The following is a 21,334-nucleotide window of genomic DNA, read 5'->3' as shown; positions in this document are numbered from 1 at the left end:
AGCAGCGTTCCGACGGACGGGGCTTGACCGGCCGCGTTGGCCGCTCGGTAGTCGTCCAGCGGGTTCCAGTCACGGGGAGGCCCGTGAGACTCAGACTTCGAGGGTCTGGTCACGATCTCGCGGTACACCAGTGGGGCGGTGCGTCTCGCCATCGCTCTGCCTTCCTTCGCCGCCTGGAATAGATGAATCCAGTGAACGACCCGGGAGTTGTACCGAACCAGAGCAGAAGGTGAGCACCTATCAGGCATAATCAAGGCACTGTCCGGCCTGACCTGGGCCTTCGATCCGAGCGGAGGCCGTTGTGGCTCCGAGAAGGACGCGACTCGCGCAGCGCCGCAAAGCCCTGGGCTACAGTCAGGAAGCGTTCGCCGAGGCACTGGGAGTGGCGGTCTCCACAGTCACCCGCTGGGAGGCCGGCAGGAACGACCCCCAGGGGTACGTACACCCCAAGATGGCAACGGCCCTCAAGGTCACCCCTGAGGGGCTGGCGGACCTCCTCACACCAGAGGTGACAGCCCCTGACTGTTCGGTGGTCTACGCCGCTGCCCCGCCTCTTGGTGATACTGACGACATGAAGCGCCGCGATGTCCTGAGTCTGCTCGCCGTGACTGGTGCGCTCATTGCACTGCCGGGCTCTGAAGGGCCCTCGTCTCGGCCCGGAACGACTGCGTCCCTGGCCGAAGCCGGGCCGGAGCTCAACTCGCACCTCTGGAAGGTGTTCGTACTCTCTGACTCCAAACAAGCCGTGTACCCAATGGTCAGGCACCAACTAGGTCTCCTGGCCAAGGGGCTGGGAGAGAGCCGGAGCGATACCTCTCATCGGCAGCTCTGTGCGCTGGTTGGAGACCTGTATCAGCTGGCCGGCGAGATCTTTTTCGATGCCAACCGGTACACAGACGCAGCACACTGCTACACCCTGGCCGCCAGCGCCAGCCGCGAGGCCGGCGCTTTCGACATGTGGGCCTGCGCACTGACCAGGCACGCCTTTGTGGAGCTCTACGAGAGGCGTTTCACCCTCGCTGCTCCGATACTTGCAGCGGCCTCTCGAATCGCCGAACGAGGAGACAGTCAGCTGTCGACCCGATACTGGGTGGCAGCGGTCCAGGCGGAAGTTCATGCCGGGCTCGGCGATCTCGACGCCACCAAGCGCGCCCTCGACGACGCCGAGCGAGTACACAGCTTGTCGGGAGAGCTCCATAACGGCGGCTGGCTCCGATTCGACGGTTCGCGTCTCGCCGAGGAACGCGGGACCTGCTATCTCGCGCTCGGCCGTCCGGATTTGGCGGAGCAAGCGTTGACAGCCGCGCTCTCGCAACAGCTCTCGCTACGTCGCCGCGGGGCAGTGCTTGCGGAGCTGGCAGCCCTGAGTGCCGAGCGCCGTGATCTCGACAAGACGAGCCACTACACTCGCAAGGCCCTGGAACTGGTGGACCAAACCGGCTCGGGCTTCATCAGCAGGAAGATGCAGGGCGTCAGGAATCACCTTGTCCCGCTCATGGCCGATGGCCGCGCTTCAGCACTGCACCAGCAGATTTCGGCGCTTGACAGTGCCCCCTTGGCGAAGGAGTAATGAATGGCGTCTGACGGGCGGATCTTCCGCGATGCGTGGATCGAGGGTGTTCGGAAGCACTTCCCGGGCGAACCAAAGGCCGGCTACGTCGCTCCCTGGGACGAGACTCCGGATTGGGAGCGGGAGTGCGCCAGCGCGGTCTACGGCCAGGTCCGTGACTTCATCGTCGTGAGCGGCGGCAATACGTCGAAGCTCACTCGGGAACAGAAAGGCCGGTTCGTGGCGACGTGCTGGATCGCTCAGATCCACAAGCACATCGAGAATCCGAAGCCTGGATACGTCGCCGACTGGAGCGACCTCCCGCTCTGGCAACAGGAGACTGACGCGGACATCTTCGAGGCGATCGAGCGCGCGCACTCCTGAGCGGCCTGACCCTGCCCCGCCCGCCCGCTCTCCCAAAGTCGGAGAGGTGATGGGCGGGGTGGGGGCAGCGGGGGTAGGGCCTGGGGTTCCGCGCGGGCGGGCCAGGGCTCGGCGAGGTCGGCGCGGTGGTGCTGCCAGATGGTGCGCATGGCGCGGCCGTCGGGGGTGGCCACGATGTCGCCGTTCTTGTCCTGGCGAAGGAAGCCAGCGGCGATGACCAGCTCGACCACGCGTCGGCGTACCCGGCACACACCGATCCACATGTCCCGCACATGCCAAGAAACCCATGTCTTCGCCCTGCATCACCCCCGCCCTGATCCGCCAGGCCCAGACCCCCAAGCCCCTTCCTGCCCTGACCGGCCTGGGCCGGCTCGACCGGGGCCGCGTCGCCACCGAGGAGATCCTGAACGGGCTTGAAGACATCGCCCGGTCCGTCTCCCGCAAGCGCGCCCATCAGATGGAGGGCGACAGCCACCACACCGCCCAGGAGATGCGACTGAGCTTCTGGCGCGCCCTCCACACCTGCGACACCGACGCCGACAACCGGGCCGAGTTCACCTCGTACGCCTTCCAGCGAGCCAAGCTCGACGGCCGCGCGGCTGCCACCCGCGAGATCGCCCCCGGGGTGTCGCGCGATGAAGGGCGTCGGCAGCTGACGCGTGAGCGGGAGGAATACTTCCGGCTCGTGAAGCAGGGTGTCAGCTATGCCGAGGCCGCCAGGACCGTCGGGATCAACCTTCGTACGGGCAAGAGATGGCGCAACGGCCGGAACGTCTCCGGTCGGAACAGGGCGGCAGCACCGGTCAGGCCGGTGCTGCCGCCCTGTGGCGCGTCGCGGTACCTGCGCGAGGAGGACCGCATCTACATCGCCGACCGGCTGCGGGAGAAGGCCACCGCCCTGACGCTCGCCGAACCGGCGGTCGCCGCCGTCCTGGGCGTCACCGCCCTCGGCGAACGCCTCCCCGCCGTCTCCTGGTCCGGCCTCGCCGTCCTCACCCTCGCCCTCGCCGTCCTCACCGCACCCCTCCCCCGCCACCGCTGAGACCCGCCGCCTCACCCGCCCAACGCCGCCAACCGACGCGCCAGGGCCGGGTTGGGACGGCCCTCGGCGATGTGCAGGGCGAGGGCGCGCCGCCAGCAGTCGGCGGCTTCCCCGGGACGGTCGAGTTCGGCGAGCACGGCACCGTTGAAATCGAGGGCCAGCAGAGCGAGCCGGGTCTCACCCTGCTCCTCGGCGACGGCGAGTGCCGCGCGTGACGCGGCCAGCGCCTCCTCCGCGCGGCCGAGGACGCGCAGGGCCTCCGCCCGGCTGAAGCGCAGCGCGCCGTGGAGCGGGTCGTCGGGATGGTCGCGGACGAGGTCGAGAGCGCGGTCGGTGTGGGCGAGGCCGCGCTCCGCCTCCCCGACCCGGTGCAGGCAGTGGGCGAGGTGGTCCAGGGCGCGGGCCGTCGACGGGCCGTCGCCGCGCGTCTCGCAGGAGGTGACCACGCGTTCCAGCACGGCGATGGCCTCGTAGCCGCGGCCGGACGCCGCGAGGGTGCCGGCCAGCGCGGTGAGGCAGCGGTCGCGGACGGCGGTGTCGTCGACGGCCCCGGCCTCGGCGACGGCCTCCTCGGCGGTCCGGGCGGCCTCGGCGAAGCGCTTGCGGGAGACCAGGGCGAGGCCCAGGTCGGTCCGCAGCCGGAGCCGGGCGGCCCGGTCCCCGAGGCGTTCGGCCGCCGCCAGGCCCTCCCGGGCGAGTTCCTCCCACGCGTCCGGGTGGGCGCCGTCGTGGTAGTACAGCGGCCCGCAGCCGTGGGCCAGCCGCCACACCGCCGCGTCGAGGCCGTGCGCGGCACCGGCGCGGGCCAGGGCCGGCAGGGCGGGCCGCACCCGGCGGAACCACGCCACGGCGCCGGCCCGCTCCCCCGGTTCGTGCGACCCGGCGGAGGCCGCCTCGGCGGTGTCCGCCCACCGGCCGAGCAGCCGGCCGAGCGCGGCCGCCCGCTCGCCGGCCGGGAGCCCGGCGGCGAGTTCGGCCGCGTACCGGCGGACCGGGCCGGGCCGTTCGAACCCGCCCGGCCCGGCCGGCTCCACCAGCCGGGCGGCGACGAGTGCCGCGAGCAGCTCGCGCGCCCGGGGCTCCGGCACCTCGCCGAGCGCGGCGAGGTCCCGCGCCTCCAGGCTCCCGCCGGGGAGCAGGCCGGTCAGCGCGAGGACCCGCCCGGCCTCCGGCGGCAGGGCCCGCAGCCCCACCCGGAGGGCTGCCGCCACCGCGGCGGAGCCCGCCCGCCGCTCCTCGGCCAGCTCCTCCACCAGGGCGGCGGCGCTGTCGCCACCGGCCGCGAGCCGGGCGCCCACCACTGCGACCGCGAGCGGCAGTTGGTCGCAGAGCGCGGTCAGCCGCGCGGCGGCCGCCGGTTCCCGGGCGACCGGCCCGGCGCCGGCCGCGGCGGCGAGCAGGCCGACCGCCTCGGCGGGGGCGGGGGCGCCGAGCGGCAGCGGGACGGCTCCCTGCCGGGCGACCAGGTCGGTGGTGAGCCCGGAGCGGCCGGTGACCAGGACCAGCACCTCGGGGTGGCCGGGCAGCAGCGGTTCGATCTGCTCGGCGGAGCGGGCGTTGTCGAGCAGGAGCAGCAGCCGGCGGTCGGCGGTCGCCGTGCACAGCAGGGCGGCGCGGCCGGCAGTGTCGGCGGGGAGTTCGCGCTCGTCGGCGCCGCCGCCCCCACCGGTCCCCACGCCGGTCCCGTCTCCGGCGCCGTCTCCGGCACCGAGGTCGCGGAGCAGCGCGGCCAGCGCGGCGGCGGGGGTGAGCGGGGCGGTGTCGTCGTCGCCCCGGAGGTCGACGGTGTGGCGGCCGTCGGGGAAGCGGTCGGCGCGGCTCTCCGCCCAGGCGCGGGCGAGGCGGGTCTTGCCGACGCCGGCGGGTCCGGTGAGCAGCAGGGGGCGGCCGTCGGCGGCGGCCGCGGCCGCGTCGAGGCGGGCGAGTTCACCGGCCCGTCCGACGAACCCGCCCGGATCGTCCGGCAGTTCGCCGTTCCGCGCCGCGCCGCCCCGGTCCGCGGGCGGTGCGGGCCGTTCGCGGCGCCGGGCGGGCGCGCCGGCGGCGAGCCGTTCGGCGGCCCGCCGGCGGGCGGCGGTCAGCGGCGGTCCGGCCTCGGCGGCGAGCCGCGCGGAGCCGCACCCGTCGAGGGCGGGCCCGCGCCAGAGGGCGAGCGCGCTGCCCAGCAGGCCCGCGGTATCGGCGCCGGGCTCCTCGGCGGCGGCGCAGAGCCGCTCGAAGCGGTGGGCGTCGACGGCGTCGGGGTGGCCGAGCAGCGCGTAGCCGGCGCCCCGGGTGACCAGGTGCAGCCCGTCGGGGTCCTCGGGTATGGAGCCGGCCGGGAGGGTGGCGTCGGCGGCGGCCGCGAGCAGGCGGCGCACGCCGGTGACGTGGCCCTGGAGGGCGGCGCGGGCGGTGGCCGGCGGGGTGCCGCCCCAGAGCAGCTCGGCCAGCCGCTCGGCCGGGACGGTCCGGCCGAGCTCCAGGGCGAGCGCGGCGAGCAGCGCGCGCCGTTTGGGGCCGGGTCGCGGCAGGACCCTGCCGTGGTCGTCCTGGAGCTCGAAGCGTCCGAGCAGATTGATGCGCACTGCCACTCCCACCGCGTTCCGATCGGTCGATCAGGGTGAGAGCATAGGGAATGTCTGGATTGGTCCACACCTTTCCTGGTGGGCGCCCGTTGTCCCGAACTGCGCCGCCCCGCAGGCCTCATGACCAACCGTCGGAACATCCGTCACACGCCACCTCCGCTCAGGAGGTCTCCAGACCCAGCCCCGCGGTGCGGAAGAAGCCGTGGCCGCCGAGCTGGTGGGAGAGGCCGGGGGAGAGGCGGCGGGCGGTGACCCGGCCGGGCCCGAGGCCGTAGCCGGAGTCGCCGTTGATCCCACGCGCCGCGAGTTCGGTGGTGATCAGGGCGGCGACCTCCCCGGCGGTGGCCTGCGCCGGGGCCGTGAACTCGGCCTTGAAGCGCCTGCCGGAGGGCGGCCGGCCGTCCGCCGTCATCGCCGCCGCGGCCTCGGCCGGATCGCCGGGGCGCGGGCCGACCCGCAGCAGCACGCCCTTGACGGTGCTGTAGGCGACCGGGGGCCCGCCGGCGGTTCGCCGCCGGTCAGGCGCCGACCGCGCCGTCGATCGCCTCGCGCAGGAAGTCGGCGTGCCCGTTGTGCCGGGCGTACTCGTGGATCAGGTGCAGCATCACCAGCCGCAGCGAGACGTCCGCCTGCCAGCGCGGCTGGTAGCCGGTGACGTCCAGCGAGGGGGCCTCCCGCTCGATCCGCCGGGCGTGCTCCACCTCCGCCTCCCAGGCCGCGAAGGCCTCCGCCCGGTCCGCGCCGGTCGTGTCGTAGGCGGCCTGGTAGTCGCCCTCCGGGGACCAGACCAGCGGGACGTCCTCGCCGTTGATCACCCGCCGGAACCAGGTCCGTTCGACCTCGGCCAGGTGGCGCACCAGGCCGAGCAGCGTCAGCGTCGACGGCGGGCTCGACCGCAGCCGCAGCTGCTCGTCCGTCAGCCCGGCGCACTTCGTCGCCAGCGTCTCCCGGTGGAAGTCCAGGTAGGCCCGCAGGGTCTCCCGCTCACCGCCGGTCAGCGGCGGCGCGACCCGCCCGTCCCCCGTGCCCATCCCCATGCCGGCGCTCCTCGTCTTCCCCTGGTCCGAACGGTTCCGCCGCCCAGTCTTCCAGCGCGGCGGTCCGCCCCGCCGATCTTTTCCGCCCGCCGGGGCGGCACCTCCGGGCGCGGGAGCGCGGGAGCGGACGTGAAACCGGCAAGCATGCTCATCATCCCGTATCACTCACAACCCGATTGGCCTGCGGTTGTCGCGCGAAACCACTTCCTTCGGGTAGTTCCGTGTTGGGCGTGTTTGGGTACGTACTGCGGCGCGCGCCCGCGAGGGGCCCGGAGCACCGGCGCTCCCGCCCGCCGCCGCCACCCAGCGGCCGCCGCCACTACACACGAGGAGCCCGAGCGAGCCATGAGCCAGGACCGCATCCCCGGACCGGTACGCCAGACCTACGGCGCCGACGATCTGTCACGGACCGCCGGCTTCGGCGGCGGATTCATCAACTTCGGTGACTGGAGCGGCATCCGCACCGACGCGCCCACTCCGGAGGACCGCGTCCGCAGCCAGGAGGACCTCTACCGCCGGGTGCTGCGGGCCTTCCCCGGGCCGAGGGAGTCGCTGCGGCTGGGCGAGGTCGGCTGCGGGCGCGGGCTGGGCGCGGCGCTCGCGCTCTGCGAGTTCCGCTTCGCGGCGGTGACCGGGGTCGACATCCACCCGGACCAGATCGAGCGCGCCCGCGCCGTCAACGCCAAGGCCCTGGCGACCTTCCCGGACCGGCTGGGCTACTCGCTGGGCTCGGCGGACGACCTGCCGTTCGCGGACGCCTCGCTGGACGGCGTGTACTCGGTCGAGGCGGCGCAGCACTTCCGCGAGCTGACCGGGTTCGCCCGCGAGGCGGCCCGGGTGCTGCGGCCGGGCGGGCGGCTGGTGGTCACCACGTTCTTCAGCGCCGACGGGCCGGACGTCGCCGAGCGGCTGAGCATCCTGCTCGGCAGCTTCGCCAACGGGCTGGACGTCGCCCACCCGCTCGGCGCGTTCACCGCCGACCTCGCGGCCGCCGGCTTCACCGGCATCGGCACCGAGTCCATCGGGGCGGACGTGTGGCCGGGGCTTGACCGCTTCCTGGAGGGCGCCGTCCCGCGCGGCCACTGGACCCGCAACTTCCTCAGCACCTGGCGCGACGGCCTGCTCGACTACCACCTCGTCACCGCCACCCGCCGCTGACCGGGCGGCCGGAGCCGGCCGGGAGGACCGACCGCCCGGCCCGGAGCGATCCCCGCCCGCCACGGGGATCGCCCGGACCCGGCCGCGTCAGCCCTGGTGGACCAGCAGCGCCGTCCGGACGGCCGATTCGAGCGCGCCCTCGACCCAGGCCGGCTTGGTGGAGGTGTGGTCCCCCGCGAAGTGCAGCGGCCCCTCGGAGCCCGGGATGTCCGGGAACAGCTCCGTGTGCTGGCCGGGGAGCAGCACCGAGGCCTCGCCGTAGGCGTAGTGGTCGCGCATCCACGACTGGGTCTTGCCCCGGGTGGTGAAGAAGACCTCGCAGCGCCGCCCGAAGACGGCCTGCACCCCGGCGAGCGCCCGCAGGTAGCGCTCCTCGTCGGCGTACGCGTCCCACTTGAGCGCGTCGTCGGACCAGCTGTAGGAGGCGAGCACCACGCCGCCGTCGCTGCCCTCCATCGGGTGGGCGTGCTCGAAGTAGACGAACCGGTTGGCGTTGTCGCTCACCGAGCCGCCGCCGCGGATGTGGGCGGCCGCCGGGTCGCCGCCGGAGGGGCGGAAGCCCGCGAAGCACGTCCTGAGGTCCTCCGGGACGCTCACCCCGAGCCGCCGCACGGAGTCGTGCGCGCCGAGGTGGCGGCCGTCGTCGACCCGGCCCGACCGGTAGCGCTCGTAGAGCCCGGCCTCGATGCCGTCCAGCGCGGCCTTCCAGTCCTCCTCGGTGAACTCCCACCAGCGGCGGGAGAACTCCAGCAGCACCTTGGTCGCGGCGTCGTAGTGCAGCTCGGTGACCGCCCGCCGCTTGCCGTAGCCGAGCGGCGGCTCGAAGGCCACGTGCCGCAGCCCGGCGAACGGGACGGTGATGATCGCCTCGTCGCCCTCGAAGACCTCGGTGGCCCCGCCCCTGCCGCTCTGGCCGTCCTCGGAGACGGTGTGCACCCGGACCTTGCCGCCCTCCCGGTCGATCCGCACCGCCCGCCGGTCGAAGCGGACCTTGCCCTTGACGGCCGCGTAGAGGGCGTCGACGAGCCGGGCCGTGCCGCCCTTGATCTCCCAGAACTTCGTCCTCGGGTCGATCAGCGCGGCGGACAGGAAGCAGTGCACGAAGGAGAGGTGCAGCCGGGAGGTGACGTTCTGGACGGTGCCGACGAGGTCGACGGTCCTGGTGTCCAGACCGGCCTCCTCGGTGAGGTAGCGGTACATCGACCAGTGGCCGTAGCGCCGCAGGACGGTGGACCAGCCCTCGACCAGGGCCGCGCCCTCCTTGCCGCGGACCAGCGCGAGCGCGGGTTCCAGCGCCGCGGCGTAGATGGCGGCGGCGGTCCGGTCGCGGTCGGGGCCGGTGACGCCGAAGCTCCCGTTGACCTCCGCCGGATCGGCCTCGTAGTCGGCCTTGCGGACGTGCAGGCCGTTGACGTGGATCCAGGCCCGGTTGGCCCGGACCGACGGGTTCTCCACCTCCACGTCCACCAGCAGGAACTCCTGCCGCGGCAGGTCGTACTTGTCGAGCAGCGCCATCACCAGCGGGTGGCTCTCGGGCAGCCGCATCGCGCCGGCCTCGGCGTACTGCTCCGGGTCGGCGAACGGCTGCTGGCCGTTCTCGTGGCCGCCCTTGCGGAAGGTCTTGATCCGGCCGCCGGCCCGGTTGCCGTTGGCCTCGATCACGGTGATGTCGTGGCCCGCCCGGTTGAGCAGGTCCGCGGCGAGCAGCCCGGCCGGTCCGGCGCCGACGACCAGGACCCGCTTGGTCGCCCGCGCCCGCGCGGCCGGCAGGCCGTCGCGGACGATCTTCAGATAGCCGGGGACGAGCGGCCGGTCGTGCTCGTCGTAGACGGCGATCGCGCGGGCCACCGTGGTGAAGGCCTGCTCGTCGGTGCCCGGGGGCACCACGGCCGGGGCGACGGCCGGGGCGAGCGCGGTCGCGGGCGCGGCGGAGGCGGTGGTGAGCCCGGCGGCGAGCACCGAGGCCCCGGTCATCGTGACGAGGGTGCGCCGCGAGGGCCCGGCGGGCGGCGCCCCGCCCTCGGCGGTCGTCGCGGTGGATGGTGTGTCGACGGCGTGTGCGTCCAAAGTGGTCATGGCGCACCACTCTTGGCGCATACGGGACGGTACGGAACCGACATCACCCGGACGAGAAGATCAACCACTCGATCTGATTTGTCAGTCCGCGTCTCATTGACGCCCCGGCGGGACGGTCTTCCCCCGACTCCCCCGTGCCGGCGGCCGTCCCGCCGGGCAGACACCTCCTGGGCGGCAGCACCGCCGGCGCGGTCGGCGACCGACCCCGTCCCCTCTCCCCCGGTTCGGAGGACCACCATGACCCCACCCGACTCCGGTGCCGCCACCGCGGCACTCCGCTTCCCGGCCGGCTTCCACTGGGGCGCCGCCACCTCCGCCTACCAGATCGAGGGCGCCGCCGCCGAGGACGGCCGCACCCCGTCGATCTGGGACGCCTTCTGCCGGACGCCCGGCAAGGTCCACCGGGGCGACACCGGCGACGTGGCCGTCGACCACTACCACCGCTTCCGCGAGGACGTCCGGCTGATGGCCGAACTCGGCCTCACCGCCTACCGGTTCTCGATCGCCTGGCCGCGGGTCCGGCCCACCGGCCGCGGCCCCGCCTCCGGGCGCGGGCTGGACTTCTACCGCCGCCTCGCCGACGAGCTGCTCGCCGCCGGGATCACGCCCGTCGCCACGCTCTACCACTGGGACCTCCCCCAGGAGCTGGAGGAGGCCGGCGGCTGGCCCGAGCGCCGCACCGCCGAGCACTTCGCCGCCTACGCGGCCCTCGCCGGCGAGGCGCTCGGCGACCGCGTCACCCAGTGGACCACCCTCAACGAGCCCTGGTGCAGCGCCTTCCTCGGCTACGGCTCCGGCGTGCACGCCCCCGGCCGGACCGATCCGGTGGCCGCCCTGCGCGCCGCCCACCACCTCAACCTCGGCCACGGCCTGGCCGTCTCGGCGCTGCGCTCGGTGCTGCCCGCCGACGCCCGGGTGTCGGTGTCGCTCAACCTGCACGCGCTGCGCCCGCTCACCGGGTCCGCCGCCGACCGGGACGCCGTGCGCCGGATCGACGCGGTCGGCAACCGGGTCTTCCTCGGCCCGATGCTGGACGGCCGCTACCCCGAGGACCTGTTCGCGGACACCGCGCACCTCACCGACTGGTCCTTCGTCCGCCCCGAGGACACGGCCGCGATCCACCAGCCGCTGGACTGGCTGGGCGTCAACTACTACACCCCCAGCGTGGTCTCCGCCGCACCCGAGGGCGCCGACCCGGCCCGCGAGGACGGCCACGGCGCGGGCGGCGCCTCCCCCTGGCCGGGCGCCGACCGGGTCGGCTTCCACCGGGCCCCGGGCGAGCGCACCGCGATGGACTGGGCCGTCGACGCCTCCGGCCTGTACGAACTGCTCACCGCGCTCGCCCGCAGCCACCCGGGACTGCCGCTCATGGTCACCGAGAACGGCGCGGCCTACCCCGACGAGCCCGGCCCGGACGGCACCGTCGACGACCCCGACCGCAGCGCCTACGTGCACGCGCACCTCGCCGCCCTGCACCGGGCCGCCGCCGACGGCGCCGATGTGCGCGGCTACTTCCTCTGGTCGCTGCTGGACAACTTCGAATGGGCGTACGGCTACGCCAAGCGCTTCGGCCTGGTCCACGTCGACCACCGCACCCTCGCCCGCACCCCGAAGTCCAGCGCCCGCTGGTACTCCCGGGTCGCCCGGACCGGCACCCTCCACCCGCCGGGAACGGTATAGGGCCCGGGTCTCGACGGGCGTCCGGGCGGTGCAGCAGACTCTCCAGGACGGCTCCCACCGCACCCATCCGCACCAACCGCCGCGTCCGAACCAGTACATCGGAGAACCACCACGGTGACTACGAGTCGACAACTGGAGATCCCCTTCGCCGACGGCCGATCCGGCAGCGGACCCGCCACCTGGGGCCAGCGCGCCATCTGGGACGTCGTCAACCGCTCCGCGCCCGCCGACCGCCCCCGCTTCAACATCGGCACCGCCGCCCCGCTGGACCCGGGCATGCCGCTGCCGGCCGTCCTGGACGCCCTCGGGCACCTGCTCCACCTGCACGACTCCCTGCACACCCGGCTGCTGCCGGAACCGGACGACACGGACGACACGGACGGCACGAACGACACGGACAGCCCGGACGGCACCCGGCTGCGCCAGCGGGTCGACCCGTCCGGCCGCCTGACGGTCCACGTCCGCGACTGCCCGCCGGACACCGGGCGGGACGAACTCGGCGCCGTCGGCGGCGCGCTGCACGAGGAGCTGGCCGGCCGACCGTTCGACTGCGCCACCGAGTGGCCGATCCGGGTCGGCGTGGTGGTCGCCGACGGCCTGGTGCGGCACATCACCCTGGTGCTGTCCCACACCGCGGTGGACGGCACCGGCATGGGCCTGCTGGTCCGCGACCTCAGCGAACTGGCCGTGGGCGCCGACCCGAAGGACCTCCGGGCCGCCCGCTCACCCCAGCAGCCCCTGGAGGAGGCCGCGTTCCAGACCTCGGAGCGCGGCCTGAAGCGCGACGCCAACGCCCGTGCGCACACCCTGCGCAAGCTGCGGTCCGCCCCGCCCCGGCTCTTCCCGCCGAACGGCGCCCGGGACCGGGCCGGGACCGGGCCCACCGAGCGGTTCCCGAACGCCGTGCTCAGCTCGCCCGCGCTGCTGCGGGCGGTCGACACCGTCGCCGCCGCACACCGGACCGGCTCCTCCACCGTCCTGCTCGCGGCCGCCGCCGCGATGACGGCCCGGCTGGCCGGCCGCTCGGACGCGGTGCTCCAGGTGGTGGTCAACAACCGCTTCCTGTCCGGCCTGACCGACGCCGTCAGCGTGGTCGCCGGCGACGCCCTGCTCCACCTCCCCGACGCCGACGGCGAGTTCGGCGAGGTGGTGCGCCGCACCCACGCGGCGTCGATCGCCGCCTACCGGCACGCCTACTACGACCGGCGGCTGCTGGACGCGGAGGTCGCGCGCCTCACCGCCGAGCGGGTCCCGCTCGCCGACCGCTCCTGCGTCTTCAACGACACCCGCGAACTGCTCCCGAGCGGCCTGGCCGCGCGGCCCGCGCCGACCGGCGGCGAGGACGGGCGCACCACGCTCGACTGGCCCGTCGACTTCGACCCGCGCCCCGGGCTGACCTACGCCCTGGACGCCCTGCGCACCCCCACCGCCCTGCAACTCGCCATGACCGCCGACCCGGAGGTGCTCCCCCGGCCCACGATGGAGCGCTTCCTGTACGGCATCGAGGAGTTGGTGCTCACCGAGGAGAACGCCGTCCGGTCCTGAAGAGCACCGGACACACCGGGGCCCGCCCGTCCGCTCACGTCCGGACGGCCGGGCCCCGGCCTTGCCGCATGATGGATCGTCAGCGCGTGTGCTCGTGAACGCTGTTGGTCTCCTGGATCTTCTTCCAGGACTTCGGCTCCGGCCGCGCGCCCGCCGCGTCGCCCGCCGTGGCGCCCGGCGCGAGGCTCGCCGCGGCCGGGGCCGGGGCCCCGATGCCGTCCGACCCCGCCGCCGGCCTGCCCACGGTGAACAGCCAGGTGTTGAAGAGCGAGGCCAGCGGCCGGCCGGCGATCTGCTCGGCGTACGCCTGGAACTGCTGGACGGTGGCGTTCCCGAACTTGTGCTCGGCCGCCCAGCCCTTGAGGATCTTGAAGAAGGTGCCGTCCCCGACGGTGTTGCGCAGCGCCTGCAGGGCGATCGCGCCCCGGTCGTAGACGGCACCGGAGAACTGGTGGTCCGCGCCCGGGTCGCCCGGCTTGATCGACCAGAAGGCGTCGGCGGCCGGGTAGTAGTCGTAGAAGAAGTCGGCCAGCTCCTGGGCCGTGCCCTCGTTCTCGTGCTCCGACCAGAGCCACTGCGCGTACCGGGCGAAGCCCTCGTTCAGCCAGATGTCGCTCCAGCGCTGCACGGAGACGCTGTCGCCGTACCACTGGTGGGCCAACTCGTGCACCACGACGGAGGTGTTGGCGCCGCGGGCGAACTGCGCCGGGCTGTAGAAGATCTGCCCCTGGGTCTCCAGCGCGTACCCGGTCGGCACGTTGGGCACGTAGCCGCCGACCGTGTCGAACGGGTAGGCGCCGAAGACGGTGCTCAGCCAGTCGGTCAGCTCGCCGGTGCGCTCGACGCTGGCCCGCGCCGCACCGGCGTTGACGCCGAGGTCGGGGCTGTAGGCGGTGATGACGGGCAGCCCGCCCGGGGTGGTGTCCTGGCGGACGTCGAACTTGCCGATCGCCAGCGTGGCCAGGTAGGTGGCCTGCGGCTTGGTCTGCCGGTAGTTGTAGCGGGTCCAGCCGGGGCGCTGGCTGGTGGTCCGGGTGCCGTTGCTGATCACCTCGGTGCCGTTGGGCACCAGCACCGAGACGTCGAAGGTCGCCTTGTCGGTGGGGTGGTCGTTGCTCGGGTACCACCAGGCGGCGCCCTCGGGCTCGTTGGCGGCCACGCCGCCGTCGGGGGTGCGGAGCCAGGCGGAGTAGCCGCCGCGCTCGACCTCGCCGGGCTTGTCGGCGTAGCGGACGACGACGGTGATCGGGCTGCCCTTGGCGATCGTCCGGGCCGGGGTGACCTCCAGCTCCTGCTCGCGGGAGATGGCGACCGACGCGGCGCGCCCGTTGACCAGCACCTCCTTGACCTGGAGCACGAAGTCCAGGTTGAAGCGGGTGAGGTCCTGGGTGGCGGTGGCCAGGATGGTGGTGGTGCCCTCCAGCTCGTCGGTGGCGGGCTGGTACTTCAGCCGGATGTCGTAGTGCGAGACGTCGTAGCCGCCGTTACCGGCGAAGGGGTAGTAGGGATCGCCGATGCCCGCGGCGCCCGGGCCGGCCTGGGCGGCGGAGGCGGGGACGGACAGGAGCAGGGCGAGCGCGCCGGCGGCGGCAGAGACGATCAGCCTCTTGCGCACGGTGGTCCTCCACAGGGTCACTGGGACAACGGGTCGGATCGATCCTTGTCCCAACGGCCCCCGGCCTACGCCTGAACAATGAGATGTTCATAAGAAGATACAGGCCGACATGGTGCCGCTTCCGGCCGGTGACGGACCGTCATGAACTTCCGACGATCCCTCATTCACCGTATGGAAGAACACGGCCCCGCGCCCCGCGCGCTACGCCCCCAGGGCCACCGGCGCCCGCACCAGCGAGCCGTACTCGGTCCACGAGCCGTCGTAGTTCTTGACGTGCGGGTACCCGAGCAGCTCGGTCAGCGCGAACCAGGTGTGCGCCGAGCGCTCCCCGATCCGGCAGTAGGCGATCACCTCGCGCTCCGGCTCGACGCCCTCCCCGCCGTACAGCGCCCGCAGCTCCTCCGCCGAGCGGAAGGTGCCGTCCTCGTTGGCCGCCCGGGACCAGGGGATGTTGACCGCGCCGGGAATGTGGCCGGGCACCTGCGCCTGCTCCTGCGGCAGGTGCGGCGGGGCCAGCGCCTCGCCCCGGTACTCGGCGGGCGAGCGGACGTCCACCAGCACCGCGTCCGACCCCGGCTTGGCGAAGACCTCCGCCTTGGCCAGCACCTCGTCCCGCAGCGCCCGCACCTCGGGGTGCTCCGGCCCGGCCGGCCGGTAGGCGCTGTGCTGGTAGTCCATGACCTCCTCGGTCAGCTCGCGCCCCTCCAGCTCCCACTTCTTGCGCCCGCCGTCCAGCAGCCGCACCGGGCCGAAGCCGCGCAGCCGCAGCAGCCAGTAGGCGTAGGCGGCGAACCAGTTGTCGTTGCCGCCGTACAGCACCACGGTGGTGTCGTCCTCGACCCCGGCGGCGCGCAGCAGGTGCTCGACGCCCGCGCGGTCGGCGTAGTCGCGGCCGACCGGGCTGTGCAGGTCGGCGGTCCAGTCCCAGCCGACCGCGCCGGGCAGGTGGCCGCGGGCGTAGGCCGCGGTGTCCTCGTCCACCTCGACGACCCGGAGCGTGCCGTCGTCCAGGTGGTGGGCCAGCCATTCGGTGCCGACCAGCGCCTCGGGGTGTGCGTAGCCGTTGCCGGTCATCGCCGCCCTCCCTTCACGCGGGGACCCTTCGAACCTACGTCCGCACCCCCGCCCCCGGCCACCCGGACCCCGCCGGGCCCGCTACGCGGCCGTGGGCAGCCGGGCCACGTAGTACTGGTTGAGCGGGTCGCCCTCGATCCGCTCGACCTCCACCGAGCCGAAGCCCGCCTCCGCCAGCATCCGGCGGGCGGTCTGCTCGCCCCAGACGGTGCCGAGACCGGCGCCGCCCTCGCCGAGCGAGACCGTCATGCAGTAGAAGGTCGAGAAGGTGTACAGCGCCGGGGCGAGCGGGTGGTCGATGTTCTCCTCCAGCCGGCTGCTGGCCGCGATGTCGCCCATCAGGAAGACGCCGCCGGGCCGCAGCACGGCCGCGACGGCCCGCAGCGCGCGGTCCGGCCGGGCCAGGTCGTGGACCACGTCGAAGGCGGTGACCAGGTCGTACGCGCCGGTCAGCTCGGCCGAGTCGCCCAGCTCGAAGCGGGTGTTGTCCAGGCCGTGCGCGGCGGCCTCGGCCTTGGCCGCGCCGATGCCCTGCTCGGAGATGTCCAGGCCGGTGAACCGGCTGGCCGGGAAGGCCTTGGCCAGCACGTTGACGGCGTGGCCCTGCCCGGTGCCGATGTCGACCGCGTCGATCCCCTCCCGCAGCCGCTCGGTGAGCCCCGGCACCAGCGGCACGACGACGTCCACCAGCGCCAGGTCGTAGAGGGCGGCGGTCTCCTCGCCCTGCAGCGCCTGGAACCGCGGGTAGGCCGAGTAGGGCAGCCCGCCGCCCTTGCGGAACGCCTCGACGATCCGCTCCTCGACCTCGCCCATCAGGGCCAGGTACTGCATCATCCCGGCCAGGTTGTCCGGCCCGGCGGCCCGGGTCAGTGACGCCGCGTGCTCGGGCGGCAGCCGGTAGGTGCCCTGCCGCGGCTCGTACTCGACGAACCCGCCGACCACCATGGCGCCGAGCCACTCGCGGACGTAGCGCTCGTCCAGCCCGGCGGCGCGGGCGACCTCCTCGCTGGTCGACGGTGCGAGACCGGCCATGGTGTCGAAGAGGCCGGTCCGGTGGCCGATCCCGGCCATGAATCCCAGGCAGGCGTCATTGAGCACCTGCACCACACGACCCGCGAACTCCTGCTGCCTCGCCGGGTCCGGTTCCCGTTCGGACATCGTTCCTCCTGCGCCGTCTCGGGACCTGCGCGAACCCTCCCCTCGTCACGCTACGCCGCCCCCGGACGATCCCCCACCGCTCGCCTACCGGGCCGGCCAGGGAACCTCGCTCCGCCTCTCGTAGCGGAACCCGGCGGCCTCCCAGCGGGCGCCCTCCTCGGCCAGGCGGGTCCTGAACCGCTCCCAGGAGTGGCTCTCCCTGGCCGACCAGCCCAGTTCGGCGAGCGCGGGCAGCCGGGGCAGCAGCATGAGGTCGAGCTCCTCCGGGGTGTCCAGGGTCTCCGTCCACAGCGGCGCCTCGACGCCGAGCACGGAGCCGGCGGGCAGCGGCACCAGGGTGTCCGGATCCCAGGAGTACGCGGTCCGGACGTCGATGGTGCCGGCCCAGACCAGGCCGAGCGGGTAGCCGGACTCGTACTTCATGTCCAGGTAGCTGCGGCCGGACGGCGACATGATCACCTTGGCGCCGCGCTCGGCGGCCTCCTTCAGCTCGACGTCGCGCCCGCCCCGGCCGTCCCAGAACTGCAGCACCCCGACCCCGCCCGGGGCGGTCTGGTTCCAGCCGACCGGGGTCTTCCCGGCCGCGATCACCTGCTCGTTCACCCGCTTCACGAACTCCGCGTACTCGGCCGGGGCCATCTTCTTCACCTCGTCGCCGCCGAGGTGCAGGTACGGCCCCGGGGTGAGCCGGGCCAGCTCGGTGACCACGTCCCGGGTGAAGGCGAAGACCTCGTCGCCGGTCGGGCAGAGCGTCGAGAAGCCGACCTCGATCCCGGTGTACGGCCAGGGCCGGGCGCTCCCGGTGCAGTCCAGCTCGGGGTAGGAGGCGAGGATCGCGTTGCTGTGGCCGGGCAGGTCGATCTCGGGGACGACGGTCAGGTACCGCTCCTGCGCGTAGCGGACGATCTCCTGGTAGTCGGCGGCCGTGTAGAACCCGCCGGGCGTGCCGTCGACCTCGCTGACCGCGCCGGTCCTCGTCAGCGCCGGCCGGGCCGGGACCTCGATCCGCCAGCCCTGGTCGTCGCTCAGGTGCAGGTGCAGGTGGTTGAGCTTGTACAGGGCGAGGCGGTCGATGAACCCCTTGACCTCGTCCGGGGTGAAGAAGTGGCGGGCGACGTCGAGCATCGCGCCCCGGTAGCCGTAGCGCGGGCGGTCCTCGACGGTGACCGGGGCGACCGTCCACTCCGGCCCGGCGGCGACCGGGTGCGGGCTCTCGATCTGCGGCGGCAGCAGCTGCCGGAGGGTCTGGGTGCCCCGGAACAGGCCCTCGGGGGCGCGGGCGGTGATCCGCACGCCGGTGGCGTCGGCGGTCAGCCGGTAGCCCTCGGTGCCGGTCGCCTCGGGGAGCGCGGGGTCGAGCAGCAGGCTGATGCCCCCGGCGCCCGCCGGACCGGCGTCGGCCGCCACCGGGAGCGGCAGCCCGGTCGGGCGGCGCAGCGCCCCGGCGAGCTGCTCGGCGATCCGCCGGACCTCTCCGGCCTGCCGCTCGACGGCCTCCACCCCGGGGACGGTCCGCACGACGGTGCTTCCGGTGAGCCGGTAGCCGGGACCGGAGCCGGCGGCGACGGAGAGCGGGACCGGGATGATCCGGTCCGCGGTGCGCGGGCCGGCGGGTACGGCGACGGCCCCGCCGGGGTGGCCGTCCTCTCCGCCGATCGCCCGCTGGACGCCGAAGCCGACCGCCGCGAGCAGCAGGACGGCAGCGAGCACCAGCGCTCTGCGGGTCCGGGCGGAGAGCCCGGCGATTCGGATCTGCACGGCCGCTCCCGGTGGCGTCACGGACTCCGCCGGCCGCCGTTCACGGCCGGTTCACCGGAATGGTCTCAACCAATTGCCGCCGTGTCCCGCGCTTCGTACGAATTCGCTTCGTACGGGTGCGCCCGGCGGGGCCCCGGCCGCCCGGCCGGCTCAGGAGAAGACCACCGAGCGGACCAGCAGCCGGTCGCCGGCGCGCCCGCCCGGCCGCAGCACGAAGTACGTGTCGCCCGCGCAGCCGAAGTCACGGAAGACGGTGGCGGTCGAACGGGTCTGGTTCGACGGTGCGAACGCCGGTTCCGCGTCGGTGGCCTCCGGCAGGTCGACGCACGTGCTGCCCTTCGGGTCGATCAGCGCGCCCGTGAAGTCGGAGCCGTACTTGTAGCGGAATTCGCCGTCGGCGGCGTTGGCGGAGACCGGGACGGCGAGGACGAGCGCGATCGCACTGGTGGCGGCGAACACGGCGTTGCGCAGACGCATGGGCAGACGCATGGCGGGTGGCCCTTTCAGGCGGTACTCGGGTGGTACCTGGGGAATTGGTGCGAGATCACCCTAGAGGCCCAAAAATCGGGGAAACGATTCTGCTCAGCCATCCTTTCGAGTGGTTTAAGTGCGTTTCCCGCGACTTTTCCATTCGCCCATTTGCTCGGGCGCCGACGCCGTCGCTCAGCCCGCCGGGGCGGTGAAGAGGTAGCCGGAGTCGATCAGCACCGGCAGGTAGGCCTTCAGCGCCGCCACCGTCTGCGAGCGGTCCCCGCCGCCGTCGTGGTTGAGCACGATCGCCCCGGGGCGCACGTCCTTGAGGATCCGGTCGGTGATCACACCCGTCCCGGGCCGGGCCCAGTCCCGGGGGTCGACCGACCAGGCCATCGGCCGCATGCCGAGTTCGCCACTCACCCGCAGGGCCGTCGTGGACCAGTCGCCGCCCGGTGCCCGGAACCAGGTCGGCACCTTCCCGGTGGTCCGGTGCAGCAGGTCGGAGGTGCGCTCCAGCTCGTCGCGGACCTTGCCCTCGGAGAGGCTCCGCAGGTCGGGGTGGGTCCAGGTGTGGTTGGCGATGTGGTGGCCGCGGGCGGCGATCTCACCGACCAGGCCGGGGTGCTCGACGGCGTTCTCGCCGATCAGGAAGAAGGTGGCCCGGATGCCGTACTGCTCCAGCAGCGCCAGGACGGTCGGGGTGTGCCGGGGGTCGGGGCCGTCGTCGATGGTGAGCGCGACCACCTTCCGCGCGGAGTCCAACTCGTACACCGGCCGGCTCTCGGCGGCCGTCAGCGCCCGGGCGGGCGTCGGCGCGGCCGGGGCGGGGGCGGTGGGGACGGGCACGGTGGGGACGGGCACGGTGGGGACGGGCACGGCCGCCGAGGGAGCCGCGGCGGCCGAGGGGCTCGGAGCAGCGGCGGAGGGGGCCGGAGCAGCGGTCGGCGCCGCGGAGGGGACGGCGGACGGGCCGGATTCGCCGGAGAGCCCGGCCGGGGCCTCCCCCGGAACGGCCCCGGGCTCCGGGTGGCGCGCCGCCCGGGCGGCCCTCACCACCTCCTCGGCCCGGCCGCAGCCGGTCAGCCCGAGCAGCGACATCCCCGCCGCGACCAGCAGCAATCTTCGCGAAGTAATCTGACGATCAGACAGCATGGCGAATGTCTCCCCCGTTCACCGGCCGGCCTCCCAGCGGCTACCCCGACGGGCTCGATCACCATCCCAACGGCCCACGTCGCGGCCGGTTCACCCACCCCGTGACCGAAAACCCGTCCGGCCCGCTAATCTGACGTCTCCCAAGTGTGATGATCTGTCTTCAGAGGACGTGGCCATGACGAAAAGTCAGGATTTCGCCGACCGCTCCGACAACGACGAGGCCGAACTGAGTCAGTGGGAGAAGTACGGGGTGGACACCAGCACCCCGCACTCCGCCCGCGTCTACGACTACTGGCTGGGCGGGAAGACCAACTTCCCGCCGGACCGCGCGATGGGCCAGGCCATCGAACAGGCCGTGCCCACCATGAAGGCCCAGGCCAAGGAGAACCGCGGCTTCCAGAAGCGCGCCGTGCGCCACCTCGCCGAGCGCTACGGCATCCGCCAGTTCCTCGACCTCGGCACCGGCATCCCCACCTCGCCGAACACCCACGAGATCGCCGAGTCGGTCAGCGCCGGCACCCGGGTCGTCTACGTGGACAACGACCCGATCGTGCTGGCCCACGCCCGCGCGCTGATGGTCTCCACCCCGGCCAGCCGCACCACCTACATCCACGCCGACCTGGGCAAGCCCGCCGAGCTGCTGGCCGACCCGGCCCTCAACACGACGCTGGACCTCACCCAGCCGGTCGGCCTGCTGATGATCGCCGTGCTGATGCTGATCGCCGACGAGGACGACCCGTGGGCCAAGGTCGCCGCGCTGCGCGACGCGCTCCCCTCCGGCAGCTACCTCGCGCTCACCCACCCCACCCAGGACTTCAACGAGGCCGCCGTCGCCCAGGTGACCGCCTCCGCCCGCTCCGCCGGGATGACCCTGGTGCCGCGCAGCAAGGAGCAGGTCACCCGCTTCTTCGACGGCTGGGAGCTGGTCGAGCCCGGTGTCGCCCCGGTGATGGCCTGGCACCCCGAGGGCGAGCAGCCCGAGGACCCGCACGCCGCGTACTACTGGGGCGGCGTCGCCCGCAAGCTCTGAGCCACCGCCCGGAACCCGGCCGCCACCGGCCCCGC

The 21,334-nt window shown here is 73.7% G+C and carries 17 protein-coding genes and 1 pseudogene; 8 read left to right on the top strand and 10 right to left on the bottom strand.

The features are described 5' to 3' along the window. Positions 1-301: 301 nt before the first annotated feature. The 4 genes and pseudogenes from ACFC0B_RS21290 to ACFC0B_RS21275 form a co-directional block, all read left to right on the top strand. A pseudogene (locus ACFC0B_RS21290) lies at positions 302-484 on the top strand (helix-turn-helix transcriptional regulator); the annotation flags it as partial. A gap of 87 nt (positions 485-571) precedes the next feature. Beyond that, complete coding sequence (locus ACFC0B_RS21285; RefSeq protein ID WP_376088151.1) at positions 572-1,570, top strand: transcriptional regulator; 999 nt, start codon at positions 572-574, stop codon at positions 1,568-1,570. Between the two features lie 3 nt (positions 1,571-1,573). After that, positions 1,574-1,933: a hypothetical protein gene (locus ACFC0B_RS21280; protein WP_376087718.1), complete on the top strand. Its 360-nt coding sequence runs from the start codon at positions 1,574-1,576 to the stop codon at positions 1,931-1,933. Between the two features lie 286 nt (positions 1,934-2,219). Continuing rightward, positions 2,220-2,975, top strand: a complete 756-nt coding sequence (locus tag ACFC0B_RS21275) for a hypothetical protein (protein WP_376087715.1) — start codon at positions 2,220-2,222, stop codon at positions 2,973-2,975. Between the two features lie 11 nt (positions 2,976-2,986). Here ACFC0B_RS21275 and ACFC0B_RS21270 read toward each other — a convergent pair whose 3' ends face one another. From ACFC0B_RS21270 to ACFC0B_RS21260, 3 genes are all read right to left on the bottom strand, one after another. Further along, complete coding sequence (locus tag ACFC0B_RS21270; RefSeq protein WP_376087712.1) at positions 2,987-5,542, bottom strand: AAA family ATPase; 2,556 nt, start codon at positions 5,540-5,542, stop codon at positions 2,987-2,989. Positions 5,543-5,702: 160 nt separating this feature from the next. Beyond that, positions 5,703-6,008 (bottom strand): hypothetical protein, encoded by a 306-nt coding sequence (locus ACFC0B_RS21265; RefSeq protein ID WP_376087709.1) that lies wholly within the window; start codon positions 6,006-6,008, stop codon positions 5,703-5,705. A gap of 52 nt (positions 6,009-6,060) precedes the next feature. After that, on the bottom strand, positions 6,061-6,579 hold the full coding sequence (locus tag ACFC0B_RS21260) for a DinB family protein (protein WP_376087706.1): 519 nt from the start codon (positions 6,577-6,579) through the stop codon (positions 6,061-6,063). Positions 6,580-6,924: 345 nt separating this feature from the next. On the opposite strand from ACFC0B_RS21260, the gene ACFC0B_RS21255 reads away from it, so the two are divergent. Beyond that, complete coding sequence (locus ACFC0B_RS21255) at positions 6,925-7,737, top strand: class I SAM-dependent methyltransferase (protein ID WP_376087703.1); 813 nt, start codon at positions 6,925-6,927, stop codon at positions 7,735-7,737. 87 nt (positions 7,738-7,824) lie between these two features. Here ACFC0B_RS21255 and ACFC0B_RS21250 read toward each other — a convergent pair whose 3' ends face one another. Further along, positions 7,825-9,711 carry a flavin monoamine oxidase family protein gene (locus ACFC0B_RS21250; RefSeq protein WP_376088148.1) on the bottom strand — a complete coding sequence of 629 codons (1,887 nt, stop codon included), beginning with the start codon at positions 9,709-9,711 and terminating at the stop codon, positions 7,825-7,827. A gap of 339 nt (positions 9,712-10,050) precedes the next feature. Between ACFC0B_RS21250 and ACFC0B_RS21245 the strand changes: the two genes are divergently transcribed. Next, positions 10,051-11,493, top strand: a complete 1,443-nt coding sequence (locus tag ACFC0B_RS21245) for a GH1 family beta-glucosidase (RefSeq protein WP_376087700.1) — start codon at positions 10,051-10,053, stop codon at positions 11,491-11,493. Between the two features lie 114 nt (positions 11,494-11,607). Further along, complete coding sequence (locus ACFC0B_RS21240; RefSeq protein ID WP_376087697.1) at positions 11,608-13,038, top strand: condensation domain-containing protein; 1,431 nt, start codon at positions 11,608-11,610, stop codon at positions 13,036-13,038. Positions 13,039-13,117: 79 nt separating this feature from the next. Here ACFC0B_RS21240 and ACFC0B_RS21235 read toward each other — a convergent pair whose 3' ends face one another. From ACFC0B_RS21235 to ACFC0B_RS21210, 6 genes are all read right to left on the bottom strand, one after another. Beyond that, positions 13,118-14,653: a M1 family metallopeptidase gene (locus ACFC0B_RS21235; RefSeq protein WP_376087694.1), complete on the bottom strand. Its 1,536-nt coding sequence runs from the start codon at positions 14,651-14,653 to the stop codon at positions 13,118-13,120. Positions 14,654-14,854: 201 nt separating this feature from the next. Further along, positions 14,855-15,727: a sulfurtransferase gene (locus ACFC0B_RS21230; protein WP_376087691.1), complete on the bottom strand. Its 873-nt coding sequence runs from the start codon at positions 15,725-15,727 to the stop codon at positions 14,855-14,857. Positions 15,728-15,808: 81 nt separating this feature from the next. After that, the gene (locus ACFC0B_RS21225) at positions 15,809-16,885 is read right to left on the bottom strand and encodes a class I SAM-dependent methyltransferase (protein WP_376087688.1); all 1,077 of its coding nucleotides are present in this window, start codon (positions 16,883-16,885) and stop codon (positions 15,809-15,811) included. 84 nt (positions 16,886-16,969) lie between these two features. Further along, on the bottom strand, positions 16,970-18,643 hold the full coding sequence (locus ACFC0B_RS21220; RefSeq protein WP_376087685.1) for a beta-N-acetylhexosaminidase: 1,674 nt from the start codon (positions 18,641-18,643) through the stop codon (positions 16,970-16,972). Positions 18,644-18,793: 150 nt separating this feature from the next. Then, the gene (locus tag ACFC0B_RS21215; RefSeq protein ID WP_376087682.1) at positions 18,794-19,132 is read right to left on the bottom strand and encodes a hypothetical protein; all 339 of its coding nucleotides are present in this window, start codon (positions 19,130-19,132) and stop codon (positions 18,794-18,796) included. 174 nt (positions 19,133-19,306) lie between these two features. Continuing rightward, positions 19,307-20,269 carry a polysaccharide deacetylase family protein gene (locus tag ACFC0B_RS21210; protein ID WP_376087679.1) on the bottom strand — a complete coding sequence of 321 codons (963 nt, stop codon included), beginning with the start codon at positions 20,267-20,269 and terminating at the stop codon, positions 19,307-19,309. Between the two features lie 175 nt (positions 20,270-20,444). Here ACFC0B_RS21210 and ACFC0B_RS21205 point away from each other — a divergent pair, with 175 nt between their 5' ends. Continuing rightward, positions 20,445-21,299 (top strand): SAM-dependent methyltransferase, encoded by an 855-nt coding sequence (locus ACFC0B_RS21205; protein ID WP_376087676.1) that lies wholly within the window; start codon positions 20,445-20,447, stop codon positions 21,297-21,299. The last annotated feature ends 35 nt before the right edge of the window (positions 21,300-21,334 follow it).

The organism is Kitasatospora sp. NPDC056184, assembly GCF_042268405.1.
Lineage (GTDB): Bacteria > Actinomycetota > Actinomycetes > Streptomycetales > Streptomycetaceae > Kitasatospora.
The sequence above is the reverse complement of the archived record's forward strand: the minus strand, read 5'-3'. Positions and strand labels throughout refer to the sequence as shown.

Coding starts and splice junctions, on each gene's coding strand:
- ACFC0B_RS21285 (WP_376088151.1), top strand. CDS start 572: ATGAAGCGCCGCGATGTCCTGAGTCTGCTCGCCGTGACTGGTGCGCTC.
- ACFC0B_RS21280 (WP_376087718.1), top strand. CDS start 1,574: ATGGCGTCTGACGGGCGGATCTTCCGCGATGCGTGGATCGAGGGTGTT.
- ACFC0B_RS21275 (WP_376087715.1), top strand. CDS start 2,220: ATGTCTTCGCCCTGCATCACCCCCGCCCTGATCCGCCAGGCCCAGACC.
- ACFC0B_RS21260 (WP_376087706.1), bottom strand. CDS start 6,579: ATGGGGATGGGCACGGGGGACGGGCGGGTCGCGCCGCCGCTGACCGGC.
- ACFC0B_RS21255 (WP_376087703.1), top strand. CDS start 6,925: ATGAGCCAGGACCGCATCCCCGGACCGGTACGCCAGACCTACGGCGCC.
- ACFC0B_RS21250 (WP_376088148.1), bottom strand. CDS start 9,711: ATGACCGGGGCCTCGGTGCTCGCCGCCGGGCTCACCACCGCCTCCGCC.
- ACFC0B_RS21245 (WP_376087700.1), top strand. CDS start 10,051: ATGACCCCACCCGACTCCGGTGCCGCCACCGCGGCACTCCGCTTCCCG.
- ACFC0B_RS21230 (WP_376087691.1), bottom strand. CDS start 15,727: ATGACCGGCAACGGCTACGCACACCCCGAGGCGCTGGTCGGCACCGAA.
- ACFC0B_RS21225 (WP_376087688.1), bottom strand. CDS start 16,885: ATGTCCGAACGGGAACCGGACCCGGCGAGGCAGCAGGAGTTCGCGGGT.
- ACFC0B_RS21215 (WP_376087682.1), bottom strand. CDS start 19,132: ATGCGTCTGCCCATGCGTCTGCGCAACGCCGTGTTCGCCGCCACCAGT.
- ACFC0B_RS21210 (WP_376087679.1), bottom strand. CDS start 20,269: ATGCTGTCTGATCGTCAGATTACTTCGCGAAGATTGCTGCTGGTCGCG.
- ACFC0B_RS21205 (WP_376087676.1), top strand. CDS start 20,445: ATGACGAAAAGTCAGGATTTCGCCGACCGCTCCGACAACGACGAGGCC.